The organism is Streptomyces hainanensis (genome assembly GCF_004348415.1).
GTDB lineage: Bacteria > Actinomycetota > Actinomycetes > Streptomycetales > Streptomycetaceae > Streptomyces > Streptomyces hainanensis.
In genome coordinates this window covers 1-19,990 of the sequence record NZ_SMKI01000084.1, presented here as the reverse complement: position 1 = coordinate 19,990, position 19,990 = coordinate 1, and the positions used below count along the sequence as shown (strand labels likewise).

The 19,990-nt window shown below is 65.0% G+C and carries 14 protein-coding genes and 1 pseudogene; 10 read left to right on the top strand and 5 right to left on the bottom strand.

The genetic code is table 11. From position 1 onward, the window contains the following. The coding region (locus E1283_RS10595) for an exodeoxyribonuclease VII small subunit (protein WP_132817702.1) at window positions 1-221 on the bottom strand (221 nt) is incomplete at its 3' end. Between the two features lie 30 nt (window positions 222-251). Beyond that, window positions 252-1,475 (bottom strand): exodeoxyribonuclease VII large subunit, encoded by a 1,224-nt coding sequence (xseA, locus tag E1283_RS10590; protein WP_132817701.1) that lies wholly within the window; start codon window positions 1,473-1,475, stop codon window positions 252-254. 72 nt (window positions 1,476-1,547) lie between these two features. Here xseA and E1283_RS10585 point away from each other — a divergent pair, with 72 nt between their 5' ends. Further along, window positions 1,548-2,567, top strand: coding sequence for a 4-hydroxy-3-methylbut-2-enyl diphosphate reductase (locus E1283_RS10585; RefSeq protein WP_132817700.1), 1,020 nt, complete (start codon window positions 1,548-1,550; stop codon window positions 2,565-2,567). Here E1283_RS10585 and E1283_RS10580 read toward each other — a convergent pair. Further along, window positions 2,564-3,007, bottom strand: a complete 444-nt coding sequence (locus E1283_RS10580; RefSeq protein WP_132817699.1) for a DUF6542 domain-containing protein — start codon at window positions 3,005-3,007, stop codon at window positions 2,564-2,566. The genes E1283_RS10585 and E1283_RS10580 overlap by 4 nt on opposite strands. A gap of 248 nt (window positions 3,008-3,255) precedes the next feature. Here E1283_RS10580 and ychF point away from each other — a divergent pair, with 248 nt between their 5' ends. From ychF to E1283_RS10535, 9 genes are all read left to right on the top strand, one after another. Further along, the gene (ychF, locus tag E1283_RS10575; protein WP_132817698.1) at window positions 3,256-4,344 is read left to right on the top strand and encodes a redox-regulated ATPase YchF; all 1,089 of its coding nucleotides are present in this window, start codon (window positions 3,256-3,258) and stop codon (window positions 4,342-4,344) included. A 568-nt stretch (window positions 4,345-4,912) separates the two neighbouring features. Continuing rightward, the gene (locus tag E1283_RS10570) at window positions 4,913-7,345 is read left to right on the top strand and encodes a type I restriction-modification system subunit M (RefSeq protein WP_132817697.1); all 2,433 of its coding nucleotides are present in this window, start codon (window positions 4,913-4,915) and stop codon (window positions 7,343-7,345) included. Then, window positions 7,345-8,598, top strand: a complete 1,254-nt coding sequence (locus tag E1283_RS10565; protein ID WP_132817696.1) for a restriction endonuclease subunit S — start codon at window positions 7,345-7,347, stop codon at window positions 8,596-8,598. Before E1283_RS10570 ends, E1283_RS10565 begins: the two co-directional genes overlap by 1 nt. Next, window positions 8,595-11,681, top strand: a complete 3,087-nt coding sequence (locus E1283_RS10560; RefSeq protein ID WP_132817695.1) for a type I restriction endonuclease subunit R — start codon at window positions 8,595-8,597, stop codon at window positions 11,679-11,681. The genes E1283_RS10565 and E1283_RS10560 overlap by 4 nt, the downstream gene beginning before the upstream one ends. Next, window positions 11,668-12,390, top strand: coding sequence for a M48 family metallopeptidase (locus E1283_RS10555; protein ID WP_132817694.1), 723 nt, complete (start codon window positions 11,668-11,670; stop codon window positions 12,388-12,390). Before E1283_RS10560 ends, E1283_RS10555 begins: the two co-directional genes overlap by 14 nt. A 197-nt stretch (window positions 12,391-12,587) precedes the next feature. Then, window positions 12,588-14,111 carry an AAA family ATPase gene (locus E1283_RS38660; protein ID WP_132817693.1) on the top strand — a complete coding sequence of 508 codons (1,524 nt, stop codon included), beginning with the start codon at window positions 12,588-12,590 and terminating at the stop codon, window positions 14,109-14,111. Window positions 14,112-14,131: 20 nt separating this feature from the next. Next, window positions 14,132-14,983, top strand: coding sequence for an HNH endonuclease (locus E1283_RS10545; RefSeq protein ID WP_132817692.1), 852 nt, complete (start codon window positions 14,132-14,134; stop codon window positions 14,981-14,983). Between the two features lie 140 nt (window positions 14,984-15,123). Then, entirely contained in the window at window positions 15,124-15,567 is a 444-nt protein-coding gene (locus E1283_RS10540; RefSeq protein WP_132817691.1) for a hypothetical protein, read from the top strand. Beyond that, entirely contained in the window at window positions 15,564-16,409 is an 846-nt protein-coding gene (locus tag E1283_RS10535) for a 3'-5' exonuclease (RefSeq protein WP_132817690.1), read from the top strand. The genes E1283_RS10540 and E1283_RS10535 overlap by 4 nt, the downstream gene beginning before the upstream one ends. Window positions 16,410-16,469: 60 nt before the next feature. On the opposite strand, the gene E1283_RS10530 is transcribed toward E1283_RS10535, so the two are convergent. Beyond that, window positions 16,470-19,055, bottom strand: a complete 2,586-nt coding sequence (locus E1283_RS10530) for a GmrSD restriction endonuclease domain-containing protein (protein ID WP_132817689.1) — start codon at window positions 19,053-19,055, stop codon at window positions 16,470-16,472. Between the two features lie 16 nt (window positions 19,056-19,071). Then, a pseudogene (locus E1283_RS10525) lies at window positions 19,072-19,990 on the bottom strand (hypothetical protein); the annotation flags it as partial.

Sequence of the window (19,990 nt, the reverse complement as noted above, 5' to 3'; positions counted from 1 at the left end):
GCCGCCCCCTCACCCTCCGCGATCGCCGCGTCCAGCCTGGCCCTGGCGCCCTCCAGCCAGTGGCCGCAGATCCGCGCCAGCTCCTCGCCCCGCTCCCAGAGCGCGAGCGACTCCTCCAGCGTCACGCCGCCGGCCTCCAGCCGCCGCACGACATCGACCAGCTCGTCCCGCGCCTGCTCGTAGCCGAGCGCCGCGCCGGCGCCACCCTCCGCGTCCGTCATGTCCGTCACCCTATGCTCCGCCTCTCCGCCCTACGCCTCGCCCGTCGGCTCGCCGACCGTGACCGGGAAGGCGCCGTCGGCCACCCGGGCCCGCAGCTCCTCGCCCGCCGCGACCTCGCCCACCGCGCGCACCGCCGCGCCGTCGGCGCGCTGGAGCACCGCGTAGCCCCGCCGCAGCGTGGCCGCGGGAGAGAGCGCCAACACCCGCGCCCTGGTGTGCTCCAGGTCGCCCGCCGCCCGGTCCAACACATGCCGCAGCGTGCGCCGGGAGCGCTCGAGCAGCGCCGTGAGCTCCTCCTGGCGCCCGTCCACCATCCGGTGCGGGCGCGCCATCGACGGCCGGCTGCGCGCCGCGGCCAGACCGCGCTCCTCGCGGTCGATCAGCGAGCCGAGCACCCGCCGGCACCGCTCCCGCAACTGCCGCACCCGCAGCAGCTCCTCGCCCACGTCCGGCACGACGCGCTTCGCCGCGTCCGTCGGGGTGGAGGCCCGCACGTCCGCCACCAGGTCGAGCAGCGGGGAGTCGGGCTCGTGGCCGATCGCCGAGACGACCGGGGTGCGGCACTCGGCCACCGCCCGCACCAACGCCTCGTCGGAGAACGGCAGCAGGTCCTCCACGCTGCCGCCGCCCCGGGCCACCACGATCACGTCGACCGCCGGATCCGCGTCCAACGCCTGGACCGCGTCGATCACCTGGGGCACCGCGTGCACGCCCTGCACCGCCACGTTCCGCACCGCGAACCGCACCGCGGGCCAGCGCAGCCGCGCGTTCTCCAGGACGTCGCGCTCGGCCGCCGAGGCACGGCCCGTCACCAACCCGACGCAGCCGGGCAGGAACGGCAGCGGCCGCTTCCGCTCGGCGGCGAACAACCCCTCGGCGGTGAGCGCCCGTCTGAGCCGGTCGAGGCGGAGCAGCAGCTCGCCCACGCCCACCGCGCGGATCTCGGCCGCCCGCAACGACAACTCGCCGCGCGGCGCGTACCACTCGGGCTTGCCGAACACCACCACCCGCGCGCCCTCGGTTATCACGTCCGCCACCTTGTCGAACACCCCGCGATAGCAGGTGACTCGGAGCGAGACATCCTGCGCCGGGTCGCGCAGCGTGAGAAAGACCACCCCGAACCCGGGCCGGCGGCTCAGCTGGGTGATCTGGCCCTCCACCCACACCGCGCCCAGGCGTTCGACCCAACTTCCGATGAGGCGGCTCACCTCGCCGACCGGGATCGGCTCCTCCGCCGACGTCTGCACAGCCATGCGCCCACGCTATCGTCGAGCACTGACAACGGGCCCCGCGGAGCTGTCGGAGCGCCCCCGTACGATAGGCGCATGGTCGACCCGTCTGACACCAGCCGCCGCGTCCTTCTCGCCGCCCCCCGTGGATACTGCGCGGGCGTGGACCGGGCCGTGATCGCCGTCGAGCGCGCCCTCGAGCAGTACGGGGCGCCCATCTACGTGCGCCACGAGATCGTCCACAACAAGTACGTGGTGGGCATGCTGGAGCGCAAGGGCGCCATCTTCGTCGACGAGACGTCCGAGGTGCCGCGTGGCCAGATCGTGATCTTCTCGGCCCACGGCGTCGCCCCCGAGGTGCACCGGGAGGCCGAGCGCGGCGGGCTGGCCACCGTCGACGCCACGTGCCCGCTGGTCACCAAGGTCCACAAGGAGGCCGTCCGCTTCGCCAAGGACGACTACGAGATCCTGCTCATCGGCCACCAGGGCCACGAGGAGGTCGTCGGCACCAGCGGCGAGGCACCCGACCACATCACGCTGGTCGACGGCCCGCAGGAAGCGGAGCGGGTCGAGGTCAAGGACCCCTCGCGGGTGGTCTGGCTCTCCCAGACGACGCTCTCGGTCGACGAGACCATGGAGACCGTCGACGCCCTCAAGCGCCGCTTCCCCCTGCTGAACGACCCGCCGAGCGACGACATCTGCTACGCCACGCAGAACCGGCAGACGGCGATCAAGCAGGTCGCCGCCGAGGCGGAGCTGGTGCTCGTGGTCGGCTCGCGGAACTCGTCCAACTCGGCGCGGATGGTCGAGGTGGCGCTCGGCGCCGGCGCCGACGCCGCCTACCTGGTGGACAACGCGGACGAGATCGACGAGGCGTGGCTGGCCGGCGTGACCACGGTCGGGCTCTCCTCGGGCGCCTCGGTCCCCGAGCTGCTGGTGGACGGCGTCCTGGCCTGGCTGGCCGAGCGCGGCTTCGGCCAGGTCGACGTCGTGCAGCCGATGCGGGAGAGCATCCAGTTCTCGCTCCCGAAGGAGCTGCGCCGCGACCTGCGCGCGGAGGCCGAGGCGGCCGAGCGCCGCGTCGAGGCCAACGCCGGCGCCCAGGCGGGGACCTAGCCGGCCGCCGCCGCGCGCCGGCTCGCGCGCCGGCGGATCAGCTGGAGGGCGGAGCGGGTCAGGGTGATCGCGCAGGCCGTCATCGTGCCGGCGAACACCCAGGGCGCGCTGAGCGCCAGGTCCGTCACGGTCTCCAGCAGGCCCCCGGTGGTCAGCAGCCCGACGGCGAACGCGATCGGCGCCGCGACCGGGGCGCAGATCAGGTCGGCCGGCCGCACCCACAGCGAGACGGCCGCCGCCGTGACGACGAACAGCACCCCGTAGCAGGTCGGCGCGCCGCCGAGCAGCTCGCAGAACCAGGCGGCGGCGATCATCGACACCACCGCGAGCACCCCGCAGCCGAGCCCGGTGAGCCGCGCCCTGGGCAGCCGCCGCCCCGGGCGCGGCCGGTGCCCGGCCGCCGGCGCCCGCCCGGCCGGCCGGGGCACCCTCGCCCGCACCGCGGCCTCCGCGTGGTGCAGAGGGTGACGAGTTGTGTGCGTAGTGTGTTCCACGGCACCAAGGTAATGCGGCGAAGGCGGTGAAAAGGGCGATGGACACGCTTGCGGCCCATATGACAGTCGGTCGACCGGTCACCCGCCGGGGGAGTCGGCGCGGGGCGCGCCCGTAGACTGGTACACCGGCCCACGGCTCATCGACCCATGGCCGCCGACCCACCGTCCACGCATTCACGTCCGGGAAGTCTCACGTGTCGCTCACGATCGGAATCGTCGGCCTGCCGAACGTCGGCAAGTCGACCCTGTTCAACGCCCTGACCAAGAACGACGTCCTGGCGGCCAACTACCCCTTCGCCACCATCGAGCCCAACATCGGCGTCGTCGGGGTGCCCGACCCGCGGCTGGCGAGGCTCGGCGAGCTCTTCGGCTCGCAGCGGATCCTGCCGGCCACCGTCGACTTCGTGGACATCGCCGGCATCGTGCGCGGCGCCAGCGAGGGCGAGGGCCTGGGCAACAAGTTCCTCCACCACATCCGCGAGTCGGACGCGATCTGCCAGGTGATCCGGGCGTTCAAGGACGAGAACGTGGTCCACGTCGACGGCAAGGTCTCCCCGAAGAGCGACATCGAGACCATAAACACCGAGCTGATCCTCGCCGACCTGCAGACCGTCGAGAAGGTCCTCCCTCGGCTCCAGAAGGAAGCCAGGATCAAGAAGGACCGGCAGCCGGTCGTCGCCGCCATCGAGTCGGCCAAGGCCATCCTGGAGGACGGCCGCACCCTCTTCTCGGCCGGCATCGCCCAGGGCACCGAGGCGGCCGAGCCGCTGCACGAGCTCCACCTGCTGACGGTCAAGCCCTTCCTCTACGTCTTCAACGTCGACGAGGACGAGCTGACGGACGACGCGTTCAAGGCCGAGCAGCGCGCGCTCGTCGCCCCCGCCGAGGCGATCTTCCTCAACGCCAAGCTGGAGGCGGACCTCGCCGAGCTCGACGAGGACGAGGCCCTCGAACTGCTCCAGACGGTCGGCCAACAGGAGCCGGGACTGGCCACGCTGGCCCACGTCGGCTTCGACACCCTCGGCCTCCAGACCTATCTCACGGCCGGCCCCAAGGAGGCCAGGGCCTGGACGATCCCCAAGGGCGCCACGGCGCCCGAGGCGGCCGGTGTCATCCACACCGACTTCCAGAAGGGCTTCATCAAGGCCGAGGTCATCTCCTACGAGGACCTGCTGGACGCCGGCTCCGTCGCCGACGCCCGCTCCCGCGGCAAGGCCCGCATGGAGGGCAAGGACTACGTGATGCGCGACGGCGACGTGGTGGAGTTCCGTTTCAACGTGTGACGGCCGCCCTAGCACAGTCTCGCTGACCTGGCAAACGTACAGGTCACGGCGGGGCCGCCCCACCACGGGGTGGCCCCGCTGCCATCCCCCGCCACCTGTCGTCATCCCAGGTCAGCCCCACCGTGCTGGATTCGTGCTGGTCCTACGCATGTGCGGCGGCCAGTGTCACGACACTTCCGCGCAGCACTGGAACCCGACAGCAGATCTGAAGAGTCCTCGCTGCCCTGGTAGCCGGCGAGGAGCCCAGCGCCGCAATACAGGCCCAGCTACCCAACCCCCCAACGTGCACCATCGGCCAACACACGTCTTGTTTGACAACTGATTAGTGAACACGCCACAACGGACTGTCGCGTCCAGGCTCTTGAGCGCCGGACGCTAACGGCATCCTGTGTCAGCGCCCAGCGCTATCGTTGAGGCACTTAAGCTTGGACTTTGCCACTAGTGGCACTGCTGTCGTGCACCGGCATGCGAAGGATGGGCGCCGAAGGATGGACAGGTCACACAAACACCTCACCGCAGGACCTCGGTCAGGCCCTGGGCTCGGCGCTGGCAAGGGGGTGGCGTGGTAATGGCTCTCAAGAAGTCGGACCTGTACAGCTCGCTCTGGCGGAGCTGCGACGAGCTGCGCGGCGGCATGGATGCCAGCCAGTACAAGGACTACATCCTCACGCTGCTGTTCGTGAAGTACGTGACGGACAAGGCCAAGTCCGATCCGAACTCCTTGATCGACGTCCCTGTCGGCGGGTCCTTCGACGATATGGTCGCACTCAAGGGAGACAAGGAGATTGGCGATAAGGTCAACAAGATCATCGGTAAGCTCGCCGAGGCCAACGGACTCGAAAAGGTCATCGACCTGGCCGACTTCAACGACGAGGAGAAGCTCGGCAAAGGCAAGGAGATGCAGGATCGCCTCTCCAAGCTGGTAACGATCTTCGCTGATCTCGACTTCCGAGATAGCCGCGCTGAGGGAGACGACCTACTTGGCGACGCCTACGAGTACCTGATGCGGCACTTCGCCACGGAGTCGGGCAAATCGAAGGGCCAGTTCTACACCCCCGCCGAGGTCTCGCGCGTACTCGCCAAGATCGTCGGTATCGGAGCGCGCACTCGGCAAGACCACACGGTCTACGACCCCACGTGCGGGTCCGGCTCGTTGCTCCTCAAGGTCGCTGACGAGGCCCCACGTGGCCTCACCATCTACGGTCAGGAGAAGGACAACGCCACCTGGGCGCTGGCCCAGATGAACATGATCCTCCACGGCTACGAGGACCGTGACATCCGCAAGGGCGACACGATTACCAGCCCGCAGTTCACCCAGGGCGCACGGCTACAGACCTTCGACTTCGCCGTCGCCAACCCGCCGTTCTCGATCAAGTCGTGGAGCAACGGCCTGGAAAATGACTATGGTCGCTTCGAGTTCGGTCGGCCGCCCGAGAAGAACGGCGACTACGCCTTCCTGCTTCATGTCCTCAAGTCCCTCAGGAGCAATGGCAAGGCTGCAGTCATCTTGCCGCACGGTGTACTGTTCCGCAGTCACGCCGAGGCCAACATTCGTAAGGAACTACTGCGCCGCGGATACATCAAGGGCATCATCGGCCTGCCTGCGAATCTCTTCTACGGCACCGGCATTCCGGCCTGCATCATCGTCCTCGACAAGGAAAATGCCCAGGCGCGAACTGGCGTCTTCGTGATCGATGCCTCCAAGGGCTTCATGAAGGTCGGTAACAAGAACCGTCTCCGGAGCCAGGACATCCACAAGATCGTCGACGTCTTCAACAAGCAGACCACCATCGAGCGCTACTCGCGTATGGTGCCGATCCACGAGATCGTCGCCCCGAAGAACGAATACAACCTCAACATCCCACGGTACATCGATTCCTCCGAGCCTGAAGATATCCAGGACCTTCACGCCCACCTCCACGGCGGGATCCCGGATCACGACCTGGAGGCACTCAACGGGTACTGGGAGGCGTTCCCGAGCCTTCGCACCACGCTCTTCAAGCCGAACCGCCCCGGCTACAGCGACCTGGCTGTCAGCGTGGCTGAGGTGCAACAGGCCGTCGTGGATTCCGACGAGTTCCAGAAGTTCGTCACCGACGTCCGCAGCCAGGTTGACGACTGGTTCGCCGCGCACCGGCCGGTCCTGCAAGCGCTCAACCCGGACACCGTCCCCAAGGACCTGATCGCTCGCATCAGCGACGACCTGCTGGCCCGGTTCAAGAACACTCCTCTGCTCGACGAGTATGACGTTTACGAGCAACTCATGACCTACTGGGACGACGTCGTGCACGACGATGTCTTCCTCGTCATGAACGACGGGTGGTGCGACGCGGCCAAGCCCCGCAAGACCATCGAGGACAAGGAGCGCAAGCTCTCCGAGACTCCAGACCTTGTCATTGGCTCGGGGCGTAAGGCCACGAGGTACAAGATGGACCTGATCCCGCCGGCGCTCGTCGTCGCTCGGTACTTCGCGGACGAGCAGTCCAAGGTCGACGCACTGCACACGGCTGCCGAAGAGGCAAACCGTGCTGTTGAGGAGTACATCGAGGAGCACGCCGTTGAAGACGGCCTGCTTGCTGAGGCTATGGATGGCGACAAGATCTCCAAGCCCCTTGCAGCGACGCGGCTTAAGGTGGCCCGGCATGAGGGAGCTGACGCGGAGGAGATCAAGGCGCTGCAGCACTTGATCAAGCTCTATAACGAAGAGGCTGTCGCCAAGAAGGCCGCCAAGGAGGCTCAGGCCGCGCTTGATCTCGCGACCCTTCAGAAGTATGGCGACCTCACGCTGCCCGAGGTCAAGCAGCTTGTGCTCGATGACAAGTGGCACGCCGTAATCGCGGATCGCATCGCTGGCGTGGTCAACTCCATGACGCATGTTCTGGTCGGCCGGATCCAGCAGCTCGGCGAGCGCTACGCCGAGACAGTCGGAGCGCTTGGCGCCGAGCTGGAGCAGCTGGAAACCAAAGTTGCCGGCCACCTGGCAGACATGGGGATCGTGTGATGAAGCGCGCAGTAGTTCCATCAGGATGGAAGGCGTTTACACTTGGGGAGCTCTTCGAGTTTAGTAATGGCGTCAATGCCGACAAGTCAGCCTACGGCGAGGGGATTCCATTCATCAACGTTCTTGATGTAATCGAGAACGAGGCTCTGACCGAAGCTGATATCCGTGGCCGCATCAAGCTTGCGTCCTCTTTGGTGGCAAGGTACCAGGTCCGATATGGTGACGTGCTTCTTAACCGGACGTCTGAAACGCAGGATGAGGTAGCGCTAGCTGCGGTCTATCTCGGCCACTCCCCGGTCGTCTTTGGTGGATTTGTATTTCGAGCACGACCCAAGACGAATAACCTCGATACGGACTACTTGAAGTACGCGCTGAGGACGCATAGCGTGCGCGAGCAGATTGTTGCTCGCGGCCAGGGAGGGATCCGGGCTAACGTCGGCCAGCGCGACCTGAGGACGGTGCACATTTCATTGCCGTCCGTCGATGAGCAACGAACGATTGCCGTAGCCCTTTCTGGCGTAGATCAGCTGGTTGCCGCACTCGAGCTGATGATCGCCAAGAAGCAGGCGACCAAGCAGGGCATGTTGCAGCACCTCCTGACTGGCGAGTTCCGCCTTTCTGGTTGGCCTGGATGCAGCCTGTCTGAGCTTATTGATGGGCTAGAAGCTGGTGTCAGCGTTCGTTCGTCCAAACATACTTCTAGTGGGGTAGCCGTTCTAAAGACATCGGCAGTTGACAACGGCCGCTTCATTCCGAGCGAGGCCAAGCCAGTGCTTTCCTCGGATGTTGGCCGGGTGCACTGTAACCCTGTAGCAGACAGCTTGATCATCAGCCGAATGAACACTCCAGCGCTAGTCGGAGAAGTCGGCTACGTTGAGCACGATTACAGTAACTTGTATCTCCCTGACCGGCTTTGGCTTGCCCGTGCTAAGCGAAGCGGTGACCGGCAGGTGAATATGCGATGGCTTGGCTACTACCTGAGCTCGGGGCCTGGTTCACGTGCGGTACGTGGACTTGCCACGGGAACCAGCGGCAGCATGAAGAACATCCCCAAAGAAAGACTGTTGGCGATCGAAGTACCTACGCCTCCACCTGACGAGCAAGATCGAATTGCTGAGGCGATGCTCGATGTCGAGCGCGAGATCAACCTTCTTCGTGACCGGCTATCGAAGGCGCGAGGCATCAAGCAGGGCATGATGCAACAGCTCCTGACCGGTCGTACTCGCCTACCTGTCGAGGAGGGCTCAGCGTGAGCAACGTTGGGCAACCCGAGCGCAAGACTCAGGATCGCATCATTGAGCTGTTCCGAGACAGGCTGGGCTACGAGTACCTCGGCAACTGGGAGTACCGCGCTGCAAACTCCAATGTCGACGTGGAGTTGCTCACGCAGAACCTCCGTGCCCGGGGCTACAACGACAACCTCATCAACAAGGCGATCGACAAGCTGAAGAGCGATGCCTCGCTCGGTGGTGGCCGCGATCTATATGAGGCGAACCGGGACGTCTACGGCCTGCTTCGCTACGGGGTGAAGGTCAAGCCGGGTGTCGGCGAGCAGACGGAGACGGTGTGGCTTGTCGACTGGGCGCACCCGGATGCCAACCACTTCGCTCTGGCCGAGGAAGTGACGGTGCTGGGGCAGTACACCAAGCGCCCGGACATCGTGTTGTACGTGAACGGTATCGCTTTCGGGACGATCGAGCTCAAGCGCTCAAAGGTCGCCGTCTCTGAAGGCATCCGCCAGAGCATCGGGAACCAGCGTCCTGAGTTCATCCGGTCGTTCTTCACGACGGTGCAGCTCGTCATGGCCGGCAACGACGTGGAGGGGCTGCGCTACAGCGCTATCGACACGCCGGAAAAGTACTGGCTTGCATGGCGGGAGCCGTCCGACATCGCCGCCCCCCTGGATCGTTCCTTGACCCAGCTCTGCTCAAAGGAACGTCTGCTTGAGCTGGTTCACGACTTCATGGTCTTCGATGCGGGGCAGAAGAAGACCTGTCGGCACAACCAGTACTTCGGCGTCAAGGCCGCTCAGGAGCGGATCGCCAAGCGCGAGGGCGGCATCATTTGGCACACTCAGGGCTCCGGCAAGTCTCTGACGATGGTGTGGCTGGCCAAGTGGATTCGCGAGAATCAGCCGGATGCCCGCGTGCTCCTCATCACTGACCGGAGCGAACTGGATGATCAGATTCAGAAGGTCTTCCAGGGAGTCAACGAGGCCATCTATCGCACCAAGAGCAGCGCTGACCTCCTCGCTACATTGAATGCGAGCGAGGAGTGGCTGGTCTGCTCGCTGGTTCACAAGTTTCGTGGCTCGGAAGACGAGGCCGCCCGGGATGAAGCTGAGAGCGAGTTCATCCGTGCGCTGAAGGCGACTGTCCCCAAGGACTTCCATGCCAAGGGCAATATCTTCGTCTTCGTCGACGAGGCCCACCGTACGCAGTCGGGCAAGATGCACGACGCCATGAAGGAGCTCATGCCTGGGGCCATGTTTATCGGCTTCACCGGTACGCCTCTCCTTAAGGAAGATAAGGACACCACTGTCCAGCGGTTCGGCAGCTTCATTCACACCTACAAGTACAACGACGGCGTTGCCGACGGCGTCGTGCTCGACTTGCGGTACGAGGCTCGCAACATCGACCAGGACCTGACCTCGGCGGCGAAGGTCGACCAGTGGTTTGAGGCCAAGACCCGCGGCATGACGGACCTCTCCCGCGCCGAGCTCAAGAAGCGCTGGGGCACCATTCAGAAGGTCGTCAGCTCGGAGCCGAGGGCCCGGCAGATAGTCAACGACATCCTGTTCGACATGGAGATCAAGCCCCGTCTGTCGGATGGCCGAGGCAACGCCATTCTCGTCAGTCAGAGCATCTACCAGGCGTGTAAGTTCTACGAGCTGTTCACTCAGGCTGGCTTCAAGGGCAAGTGCGCCATCATCACGTCGTACACACCAGAGTCGAGTGACATCGCCAAGGAAGACTCAGGCCACGGCGCGACCGAACGGCTGCGCCAATACGAGATCTACCGGCAGATGCTCGCGGACCACTTCGACGAGCCTGCCGACAAGGCGATGGGCAAGGTCGAGCAGTTCGAGAGGGACGTCAAGGAACGTTTCATCAATGACCCGGGCCAGATGCGGCTGCTCATCGTCGTCGACAAGCTCCTGACCGGCTTCGACGCCCCGAGCGCGACGTATCTGTACATCGACAAGAAGATGCAGGACCACGGTCTGTTCCAGGCGATTTGCCGAGTCAACCGCCTTGACGGCGAGGACAAGGACTACGGCTACATCGTCGACTACCGTGACCTGTTCAACTCCCTTGAGTCCGCGATCACGGACTACACCGGCGGTGCTCTCGAAGGCTACGAGACGAAGGACATCGAAGGGCTGCTGTCAGACCGGATCGACAAGGCCCGTGACGACCTCGATGAGGCCCTGGAGAAGATCCGAGCGCTCTGTGAGTCGGTCGAGCCACCAAAGAACACCCTCCAGTACCAGCACTACTTCTGCGCCCGGGAGCAGGGGAACACCGAGCAGCTCAAGGCCAACGAGCCCAGGCGAGTTGAGCTCTACAAGTCTGTGGCAGCCGTGACCCGCGCGTACGGCAACCTCGCCAATGAAATGCAGGCCGCTGGGTACAGTGACGCCGAAGCCGCAGCGATCAAGGAAGAGATCGCCCACTACGCCAACGTGCGTGAAGAGGTGAAGCTCGGCGCTGGCGAGAACGTCGATTTCAAGCAGTACGAGGCCGGCATGCGGCACCTGCTCGACACGTACATCAGCGCCAGCCCCTCCGAGGTGGTATCCGACTTCCAGGAAGCCGGGCTGATCCAGTTGATCGTCGAGATGGGAGCCGGCGCGCTCGACAAGCTTCCCTCGGGTATCAAGAAGGACCCGGAAGCGGTGGCGGAAACGATCGCCAACAACATGCGCGTGGTGATCATCGATGAGCGCCCGATGAACCCGAAGTACTACGACAAGATGTCGGAGCTGCTCGACGCCATACTCGAGGAACGGCGGCAGAATGCTCTGGACTACAAGGAGTACCTCGCGAAGCTCCTGGAGCACGCGTCCAAGCTCGGCAAGGGCGAGTCAGACACCAAGTACCCGGAGTGGGCTGACAACGCTGCTCGCCGCGCTCTTATTGATTTCTTCGGTCAGTCGCCGGAACTGGCTGTGGTTGTGGACACCACTGTTCTTCATACCAAGCCCGACTCGTGGGTGGGCAACGTGATGAAGGAGAAGAAGGTCAAGCGCGCGCTCGCTCAGGCACTGCCCGCCGACTTCGACCAGCTTGATGAGCTACTGGAACTGCTAAAGGCGCGCCATGAGTACCGGTAGCGTCTCTCTCACCGTTCTTGGCATCGACGTTGACGTTATCTACAAGCACATCAAGAACCTGCACATTGGTGTTTATCCGCCACTGGGACGCGTCCGTGTAGCAGCGCCGCACCAGTTCGACAGTGAGCAGGTGCGGCTCGCTGTAATCCAACGGCTACCGTGGATCAAAGAGCAGCGCGAGAGACTTCGATCAGCTGCACGGCAGTCCACGCGAGAGATGGTCACAGGCGAGTCCCACTATGTGTGGGGCGTTCGTCGCAGGATGAAGGTCGTGGAGCGTCCCGGGCGGGCTCACTTCGAGCTAGACGGTGAACGACTGCTGCTGTATGTCCCGGTCGGCACAACAGCTGAACGCCGGCGAGAGTTGCTCGACCGTTGGCATCGGGAGCAGTTGCGACATGTGATCCCGGATTTGATTGCCAAATGGGAACCTGTCCTCGAAGTGTCGGTGCCGCGGTGGAATATCAAGCGTATGAAGACCAAGTGGGGCTCGTGCAACCGCGAGACCGGGCGCATCTGGTTCAACGTCGAACTTGCCAAGAAGCCTCCAGGCTGCCTGGAGTACATTGTTGTCCATGAGATGACGCACTATCTTGAACGCAACCATGATGAGCGCTTCACCAAGCTCATGGAGAGATTCATGCCGAATTGGCGGAGCCTTCGTGACCAGCTAAATGAAGCGCCACTCGCCGAGGAAGAGTGGGCATAAGGGTGCAAAAAGAGGAGTCTTACGTAGGTCAAACTTACGCAAACGGGATCACGGTGTGGGTGGCGGCGTGATTCGTCGGATCGGTGCGCGATCTTAGCCGAAGGCGTCGCGATCCTCCTGGCAGGGCGAGGCGATAGGTTCCAAACTCAGTTTGACCGAAGTGCGGGTGTCCGCCGCAGAACCGGAGGCTCAACCCGGTGAAGTTCATTGTCCTACCCCAAGGCACGCCGGTACGCTCAGGCCCCGAGGCTGTGGTCCTAGTGGCCGATGACTGGGATGACTTCGGCTTCCGCACTAGCTATACACTTTGGTACCGAGATCCGCTGACGCAGACGAACCTGGGTTTCGTCAAGGTCGCCGTCGCCGGGCAGGAAGACGGCCCCAGCCCTATCCGTGCCGGGGTTTACGATGGCTCGCCACCGGGTGAACTCTTCTCGCTCGGACAGAGCGATCTCTACTATGACAACATCAAGAAGCTCGGACACGGCAGGCGCGAAGAGATCCTCCGAGGGCTCTCTGACGTGGCCTACAATCCGGATCTTCTTGAGGCCGCTATGCAGTACCCAGTGACACGCTCATCACTGTTGCGCACGGTTGAGGAACAGACGGTCAGGGCACAGTTCAATCGGATTGCCCGTGGCGGAGTCAGGCTGACCGAGTACTGGTTCCGCTACATGGCACCGGGGCATGGCACTGAGAGCACTCTCGACTTCAAGGTGGATCCTGACTCTAGGCCATCTAACAATATTCATGTCCTCATCGGCCGCAATGGAGTTGGCAAGACGACCCTGTTGCGGAATCTCGCCGCTGCGGTCGTCTGGCCCGGGAGGCACGCGGAATTCGGCCGTGTTGATGTCCTCCCGACGTCGACGTCCTCAGTTGGCGAGCGGTTCGTGAACGTAGTCTCGGTCACCTTCAGCGCGTTCGATCCCTTCGTTGAAGTGATCGAGGAGAGTGATCCTCGAGCGGTGAAGTACACTTACGTCGGCCTGCAAAGCACCTCGCTCGATGATCTGCCCACCGATACCCAGCAGCGACTGCAAGCAGCCTTTGTGGCTGGAGTCCATGCCGTCATCAATTCGCGCGAACTCATGCGCTGGCGCGACGCCATGATGCTGCTAAGCCGTGACTCGCAGTTCGCGGACTCTGCTATCGCGGCCTATGCCCGCGATATTCGGGTAGGCATGGAAATTACGGAATCCCACGTTCGTGACCTGACTTCCGCCTTCGGCCGGATGAGCTCAGGTCACGCGATCGTGGCGCTGACCATGACACAGCTCGTGCATCTCGTGGCGGAGCAGTCCCTGGTCCTGGTGGACGAGCCCGAGGCCCATTTGCATCCACCACTGCTGGCTTCCTTCATGCAAGCGCTGTCTAACCTCTTGGCTGCCCGCAACGGCGTCGCAGTAGTTGCTACACACTCACCCGTCGTACTTCAGACGGTGCCGCAGTCCTGCGTCTACAAGCTGATACGTCAGGGTGAGAGCAGCCGCGTCGAGCGCCCGCTGATTGAGACATACGGTGAGAACGTGGGCGTGCTGACCCACGAGGTATTCGGGCTGGAGGTGATGGAGTCCGGCTTCTATGCGGAGATCGGTAGAGCGGTGGCCGCGCTGGACTCATACGAAGAAGTCCTCGCCCACTTCGACGGCAAGCTCGGCGGAGAGGCAAAGGGGCTGGTCCGGATCCTGCTCGCAGAGAAGACGGATGGGCCCCTTTGATGTGGCCCCTTAAGATCCCCATGCGTAAGGCGAGTGACAGCTACCGGGCGTGCGTCGCCCGCAGCACTGCGGCGGAGGGGCGGCGCGAGCGGCTGCTCAAGGCGGCGGACACCGTGCAGATGGCTGGCCAGGCGCTGCGCGAGGCCGCCGCTGACAGGAGCCTGCACGACCTTGACGCGAAGGATTTTACGGTTCCCGAAATTGCAGGCGACACTTTCGTGGACTGGGTGTACGGCAATGGTATGCAGACCGTCGAGGGACGGGCGATCCGCGACGAGCTGATGGCCGCTGCTCCCAACGAACGATGCCCGCTATGCCGACAGGGCACCGTCCGCCAGCTCGACCACTTCATGCCGAAGAGCCTCTTCCCCGCGCTGTGTGTGGATCCGCTCAACCTGGTTCCCGTCTGCGAGCGGTGTAACTTAATCAAAGGAAACAAACGTCCGGACAGCGCCGAAAACACGGTTTTGCATCCCTACCTCGACCGGATATCCCACGAGAGTTGGCTGGACGCAAGAACGATCCACGATTTCGGCACAGTGCAACTGCGTTTCTTCGTCAGCCCACCGGCGTCCTGGGGCGCCACACTCATCACCCGGGCAAAGAATCACTTCATGCATTTCGAACTCGGGAAACGCTATGCCATCGAAGCCAATCGCGTGATCTCGGACATTACGTATGGCGTCGACAGGCAGCGCAAACGCGGTGGCGCAAGCATGGTCCGTGACTACCTACAGGAGCAAGCAGAGACCCGACTCGCCGTTGACATCAACAGTTGTGAAGGCGTCACCTATCGGACACTCGCGGCCGACGACCTCTACTGCTTCGGTCCCTCGACGCGAGAGAGCCCCAGCTCGGTGGTCCCGAAATGAGGAAGTGAAGTACACGAACGGGCCGTTCGTGGGAGGCCATCGGTTGCTAGGCGGTGGGGATGACGAGGGTGGGCTGATGTCCTCGGTATCGATGAGGGCGCGGATGTCGTCCGGAGCACCGCCGCCGTTGGAAGTCATGGTTGTGCTGGGGCAACATCATCCAGTTCCTCGCCTCGACTGGCACCGGCAGCGCCGAGCGGCTCGGCACCGGGCTCGTCCTCGCCACGCCTGAGGCCGAACCACCGGCGGGCGACGAACCGACCCCGCTGGAGCGCGAAGCCTGGGGCCTCGTCTTCGAACAACTCGTGTACATCGGAGACCCCGAGATCGACGCCCTGGCCCGGCGGCTCGCCGACCGGGCCGTGGTCCCCGTGGCCCGGCCGGGATACGACGTCGAGGGCATCCCCCGGCCCCTCGAACTCGCCTGGCCAGCGGGGAGGATCGGCGTGGTCCTGCACGTGGATACCGAGGATCCCACCTCCATGCGGTGCTGCCGTGAAGCGGGCTGGCAGGTGCGGGCCCCCGGCGGCTGGACCCCCGACGAACTCGCGGCGCTGCTGAGCGCGGAAGGAGAGCGGCGATGAGCCCGGTCGGCAGAGCCGAGGTCAGCGCCAACGTCATCGCGTTCCCCGGCCGGCCGGCGCCACCGGCCGACGAGCCGAGCGACGAGGCGACCTCGGTGCCAACCCGGAATCTTCGGGTGCCCCTCTTCGCCGGCCACGAGGACTGCATGCTCCTCGACCTCGGCGTCATCGTGCCCCTGCTCCCCGCCGTCCGCGCGATGACCAGAGCCCACCAGCACACCGCGCTCGTGGAACGCAACATCCCCGAGCTCACCAAGGACGTGCTGCTCGCCCTCTACGACGGTATGACGCCCGATGAGGTCCGGCGCCACATCACCTGCCAGTGGCAGGCCGAAGAGCCCGTCGACCCGCAGTACTACCGCGGTTCCGACTGGGAGTCGGAGACGCGCATCGTCGCCACCCTCGTCAAGGAGCGCCACGACTGGCACGGCACCCCGTACTCGGCCATGGCCGTCAGGGTGCCCGATGGCGCCGCCACCCAGCTGGCACTGACCCTGCGGCGGGAGCCGTTCGCCATCGCCGTCACCGAGCTCGGCAAGGAGGGGCCACGCGCCGCCGAAGGCGTTCGGATCGGCACCATGCACCGCTTCAAAGGGCTGGAGTTCCAGCGCGTCTTCCTCACCAGCGTCAGCGAGGGCCAAGTGCCCCACCAGCGCGTCGAGGCGTTCCGCGACACCGACCCCAGGCGCTACGAGCGCGAGCTCCAGCGGGCTCGCTCCCTCCTCTTCGTCGCGGCCACCCGATCCCGCGACGAACTCGTCATCACCTGGAACGGCGGGCCGAGCCGGTTCCTGCCCACGAGCATTGAGACGCCGCTGGCAGCGCCCCGAACCAGGCGGTGAGATCGGCCGCGTGGGCTATTCGAGCCGTGACGTGTGACCCGTGCCTTGGGAACGTGTGCCTCAGTCGGTATTCCGGCTCGCCCAGTGATCCCGGAACCATGTCAGAGTCTCGACGAGCAGCTCACGGTCGCGGTCCTTCTCCAGCACGGACAGGCGGAAGCTGGGACGCAGCTCCAGTTTGCCTTCTGGGATGTCGACGCCATTCAACTCGTTGAGCCGCTTGAGGAGCTCGGCGCGCAGCGTGCGGTCGGTGAACGGGGCACGTGTGGCGAGGTATCGGAAAACCACCTCCGCGGTGCCGCCGCGTCCCCAGCCCGGGTAGAGCGTCAGGGACCAGATGCCTTGGCCAGGAGCGCCCGACTCGCCCAGCATGAGGAACGCGCTGGTGGTGACTTGGCCTGCCCCGTGGCCGATCCAGCCACCGAGTTCTTCCCATTGGGTGAAGAGGGCGCGCACCGCCTCCACCGTCTCGGGGGAGTCGTCTGCCGCGAGTTGACGGAAGAACCGGTCGGAGCGCGTCTCCTCGCCCTGACTGTCCGGGGTGTGCTGCGCGGTGTCCGCGCCGGCCGCCTGGTCGTCGTCGGTTCCGGCGACCAGCAGAGCGAGGTCATCGGCGCTGAGCCGCTGGTCCGGATCGGCGGCTCCGTTGGCTGCGAAGCGGACTCCGTCGGCGGCGAGCCGGGTGCGGACGTCCTCTCCGGCGTCCTGGGATGTCCAGCGGAAGCCGTCGGAGACTCTGCCTTCGGAGGTGAGCACCCGGTACGCGTTGGCCACTCCCGGTGTGTTGGCGAGATGGTTGCCCACGGCCTGGGCACCGGAGCCGATGAACGCCGCGAGATCGCCGTAGGACGTCCAGGTGCCGTGGGGGAGCGCGGCGAGCACCTGGTGGGCCAGGTGCCAGTCCCGGCTCCGCTCCGCTCGGCCGACTCCGCGCAGTGGCGCCGGCCAGAGCGCGATCGCGCGATCGGCGAGTTCGTCGGCTCGGGCACGGATCTCCTTGACGCCCCAGCGCTCGGTGGCCGCGATGCGGCGGTTCATCTCGAGGTGGCTGCCCTGGAGCAGGTCCTGCTTGCGTTCGAAGGGGTGGTTGGACAGCTCCGAGTTGATGGCGGTGAGTGTGAGGTTCCCGAGCGTGTGCTGCAACCGGGAGTGCAGGTCCTCCGCGTTCTCCCCGTCGTCCGCGTCCTCACGGAGCATTCGGATCCACTCGTCGCCGGGTGACTGGGGCATGACGTGCTCGATGGTGAGCTGCGCGGCGGTGAAGTCCACCGGCTCGGGATGCTCGTAGCTCTCCTCCAGCCGCTGCAGTACCATCTTGCGCTGGTCCGGGCGTCCGTACTTGTAGAAAGGCGCCTTCTGGATCTTCTCGCGTAGCTCGTCGTCGTCGGGCCAGAAGCGGTTCTCGGCGGAGAGGAGCCGTTGCAACCCGTCGGCGATGTGCACGTCGAGCGGGAGCTGTCCTGGCACTGCCTGGAAGATCCTGTTGAGGTTGTTCGTCGGCACCCGGCACATCATCCGGCGCACCAGGAAGCTCTCGATGTACGACATCGCGCGGGCCGTGTCCGAGGAGTCCAGCTCCCCGCGCTCGCGCCGGTCGAGCAGCAGCATCAGCGCGGGATAGGTGACCTGGGCCTGCCAGGTGTCCAGCCGGCGCAGATGGGCGCGGACCGCTTCGTCCGGTTCCTCTTCGGGGTGGAGCAGCCGGCGGAAGAGGGCGCCGCGGCGGTACAACTCCCTGATGTACGCCTCAATGTCGGCCTCGATCTCCGGCTGACTGGCCCCGCCGTGCTCGAAGCGCTGCTGCTGAGCCGCGTACAGGTCCTGGCGGCGTACCCGGTCGTCCCCGTCGAGCACCAGTTGCAGCCACATCAGCTGTTCCAGCTCGTCGTTGCTCAGACTGTCCTGCAACGGGAGCCAGTAGGTCTCGTACACGTGCTCACCGTGGGCGCGCAGCTTCATGAACAGGTAGTTGCGCAGCAGGTCGGCCTGGCTCAGTTTGAGGCCCGTGTTGTTGAGGGACTCGAAGATGCGGTGGACGTTGTCCCCCCGCTCGGCGGTCACCGCGACCAGCGTGAGCCGGGAGGTGATGGCCTGCTCGATGCAGAACACGTCCTGCGGGGCGGCCGGATCGGCCGCCGCGACCAGTTCGCGACGGAAGAAGCCGTAGGCCGCGGCGACGGCGCCGCCAGCGGCCTGTTCCGAGAGCGGCCCGCGAACGAATGCGGCGAACTGCGCCCGGTCGGCCTGGGTCGGCAGCAGCCGGAAGTGGTCGCTGCCGCTCTTGCGCTTGTTAATCAGGTATTCCTCGTCTATGCGCTCGGCCTCGTCCGGCTCGGCGTCTGCGATGTGGTCGCGGATCGCGGCCAGGGCGAGCGAGAGCGTGGTCAGCCGCTGCTGACCGTCGACGACGAGCCAGCGGGGAAACGTCGGCTCGTTCTGCGGGGAGGGCGCCAGCACGACCGAGCCGAGGAAGTGCGTGTTCGCCTTCTCGCCGGACTCCAGCAGGTCGGCCTGTTCGAGGATGTCGCTCCAGAGCTGGGCCAGCTGCTTCTCCGTCCAGGAGTACGTCCTTTGATACAGCGGTACTTGGAACTGCTGGGCCCGCCCCTGTACAAGGTCGGCGAAGAGCGTCTCTTTGGCCTGCATGGTGAATTCCCGCCCCCTACAACCGGCTTGGCTGGAATGGTGATCCAACGATATGGCCCGATACTGACAGTCCGGTGGTCAGAACCGAAACTCGACGCCCGCTTTCGTCGTAGCCGTCGTCGAGACGCCGTGCCTGAGTGGCCTGGATAGGGAGAGCTCTGTCGCTGGTTGTGGGTCTGTTAGTGCGTACGGTTTCAGCGGCCTGGGTTGCTCCTGCGGAGGGAGTTGAAGAGGAGGACGGCGGTGGCGGCGAGAGCGGTGGTGGTGGCGCGGTGATGAGGTGCCTGGGGGTTTGGTCGCCGAGGACTTGGATGATGGTGAGGGGGAGGCCGAGGATGGTGATGATGCCGAGGGCGCCGCTGATCTGTTGGTTTTCGCGGGTTTGGATGAGCCGGTTGTGGTCGGCGGCTTCGGCGAGGATGTCGGTGAAGCGTTCGGGGAGGCGGTACTGGTTCTTGTAAGCGGTGAGGAGGTCGTTGGCGGTGCCGTGGGTGGTGAGGTGTTGGCGCCAGTAGGTGCTGCGGAAGTGGGCGATGCGGCGTTTGAGGGTGGCGAGCCGGGTGGCTTCGCGGGGGCCGGTGAAGACGTCGGTGAGGTCTTCGGTGAGTTGGTCGATGTGGTCGCGTTGGATCACGCCGAAGAGGAGGGCGTCGAAGTAGACGCTGCGGGTGTGGAGTTCGGCGTAGCCGTAGAAGGAGTCGGTGGGGCCGTGGTCGGGGCGGTGGCCGATGAAGGCTGTTCCGTGGCGTAGGACGAGGGCGCTCCAGTCGGCGGAGATGTGGACGGTGTCCGCGGTGAGGACGGGGACGCCGTCGTGGGTGAAGGGCTCGGCCCCGGGAAGAAGGCGCATCGTCTGCTCGCTCCGATCGTGGGCGTAGGGCGCCAGTAACCCTATTCCCCAGTAAGGTCGGGTCATAGAACACAGGAGGTTGACG

Excerpts from the sequence above, each read along its gene's own strand:
- xseA (WP_132817701.1), bottom strand. The coding sequence starts at position 1,475 with ATGGCTGTGCAGACGTCGGCGGAGGAGCCGATCCCGGTCGGCGAGGTG.
- E1283_RS10585 (WP_132817700.1), top strand. The coding sequence starts at position 1,548 with ATGGTCGACCCGTCTGACACCAGCCGCCGCGTCCTTCTCGCCGCCCCC.
- E1283_RS10570 (WP_132817697.1), top strand. The coding sequence starts at position 4,913 with ATGGCTCTCAAGAAGTCGGACCTGTACAGCTCGCTCTGGCGGAGCTGC.
- E1283_RS10565 (WP_132817696.1), top strand. The coding sequence starts at position 7,345 with ATGAAGCGCGCAGTAGTTCCATCAGGATGGAAGGCGTTTACACTTGGG.
- E1283_RS10555 (WP_132817694.1), top strand. The coding sequence starts at position 11,668 with ATGAGTACCGGTAGCGTCTCTCTCACCGTTCTTGGCATCGACGTTGAC.
- E1283_RS10545 (WP_132817692.1), top strand. The coding sequence starts at position 14,132 with ATGCGTAAGGCGAGTGACAGCTACCGGGCGTGCGTCGCCCGCAGCACT.
- E1283_RS10535 (WP_132817690.1), top strand. The coding sequence starts at position 15,564 with ATGAGCCCGGTCGGCAGAGCCGAGGTCAGCGCCAACGTCATCGCGTTC.
- E1283_RS10530 (WP_132817689.1), bottom strand. The coding sequence starts at position 19,055 with ATGCAGGCCAAAGAGACGCTCTTCGCCGACCTTGTACAGGGGCGGGCC.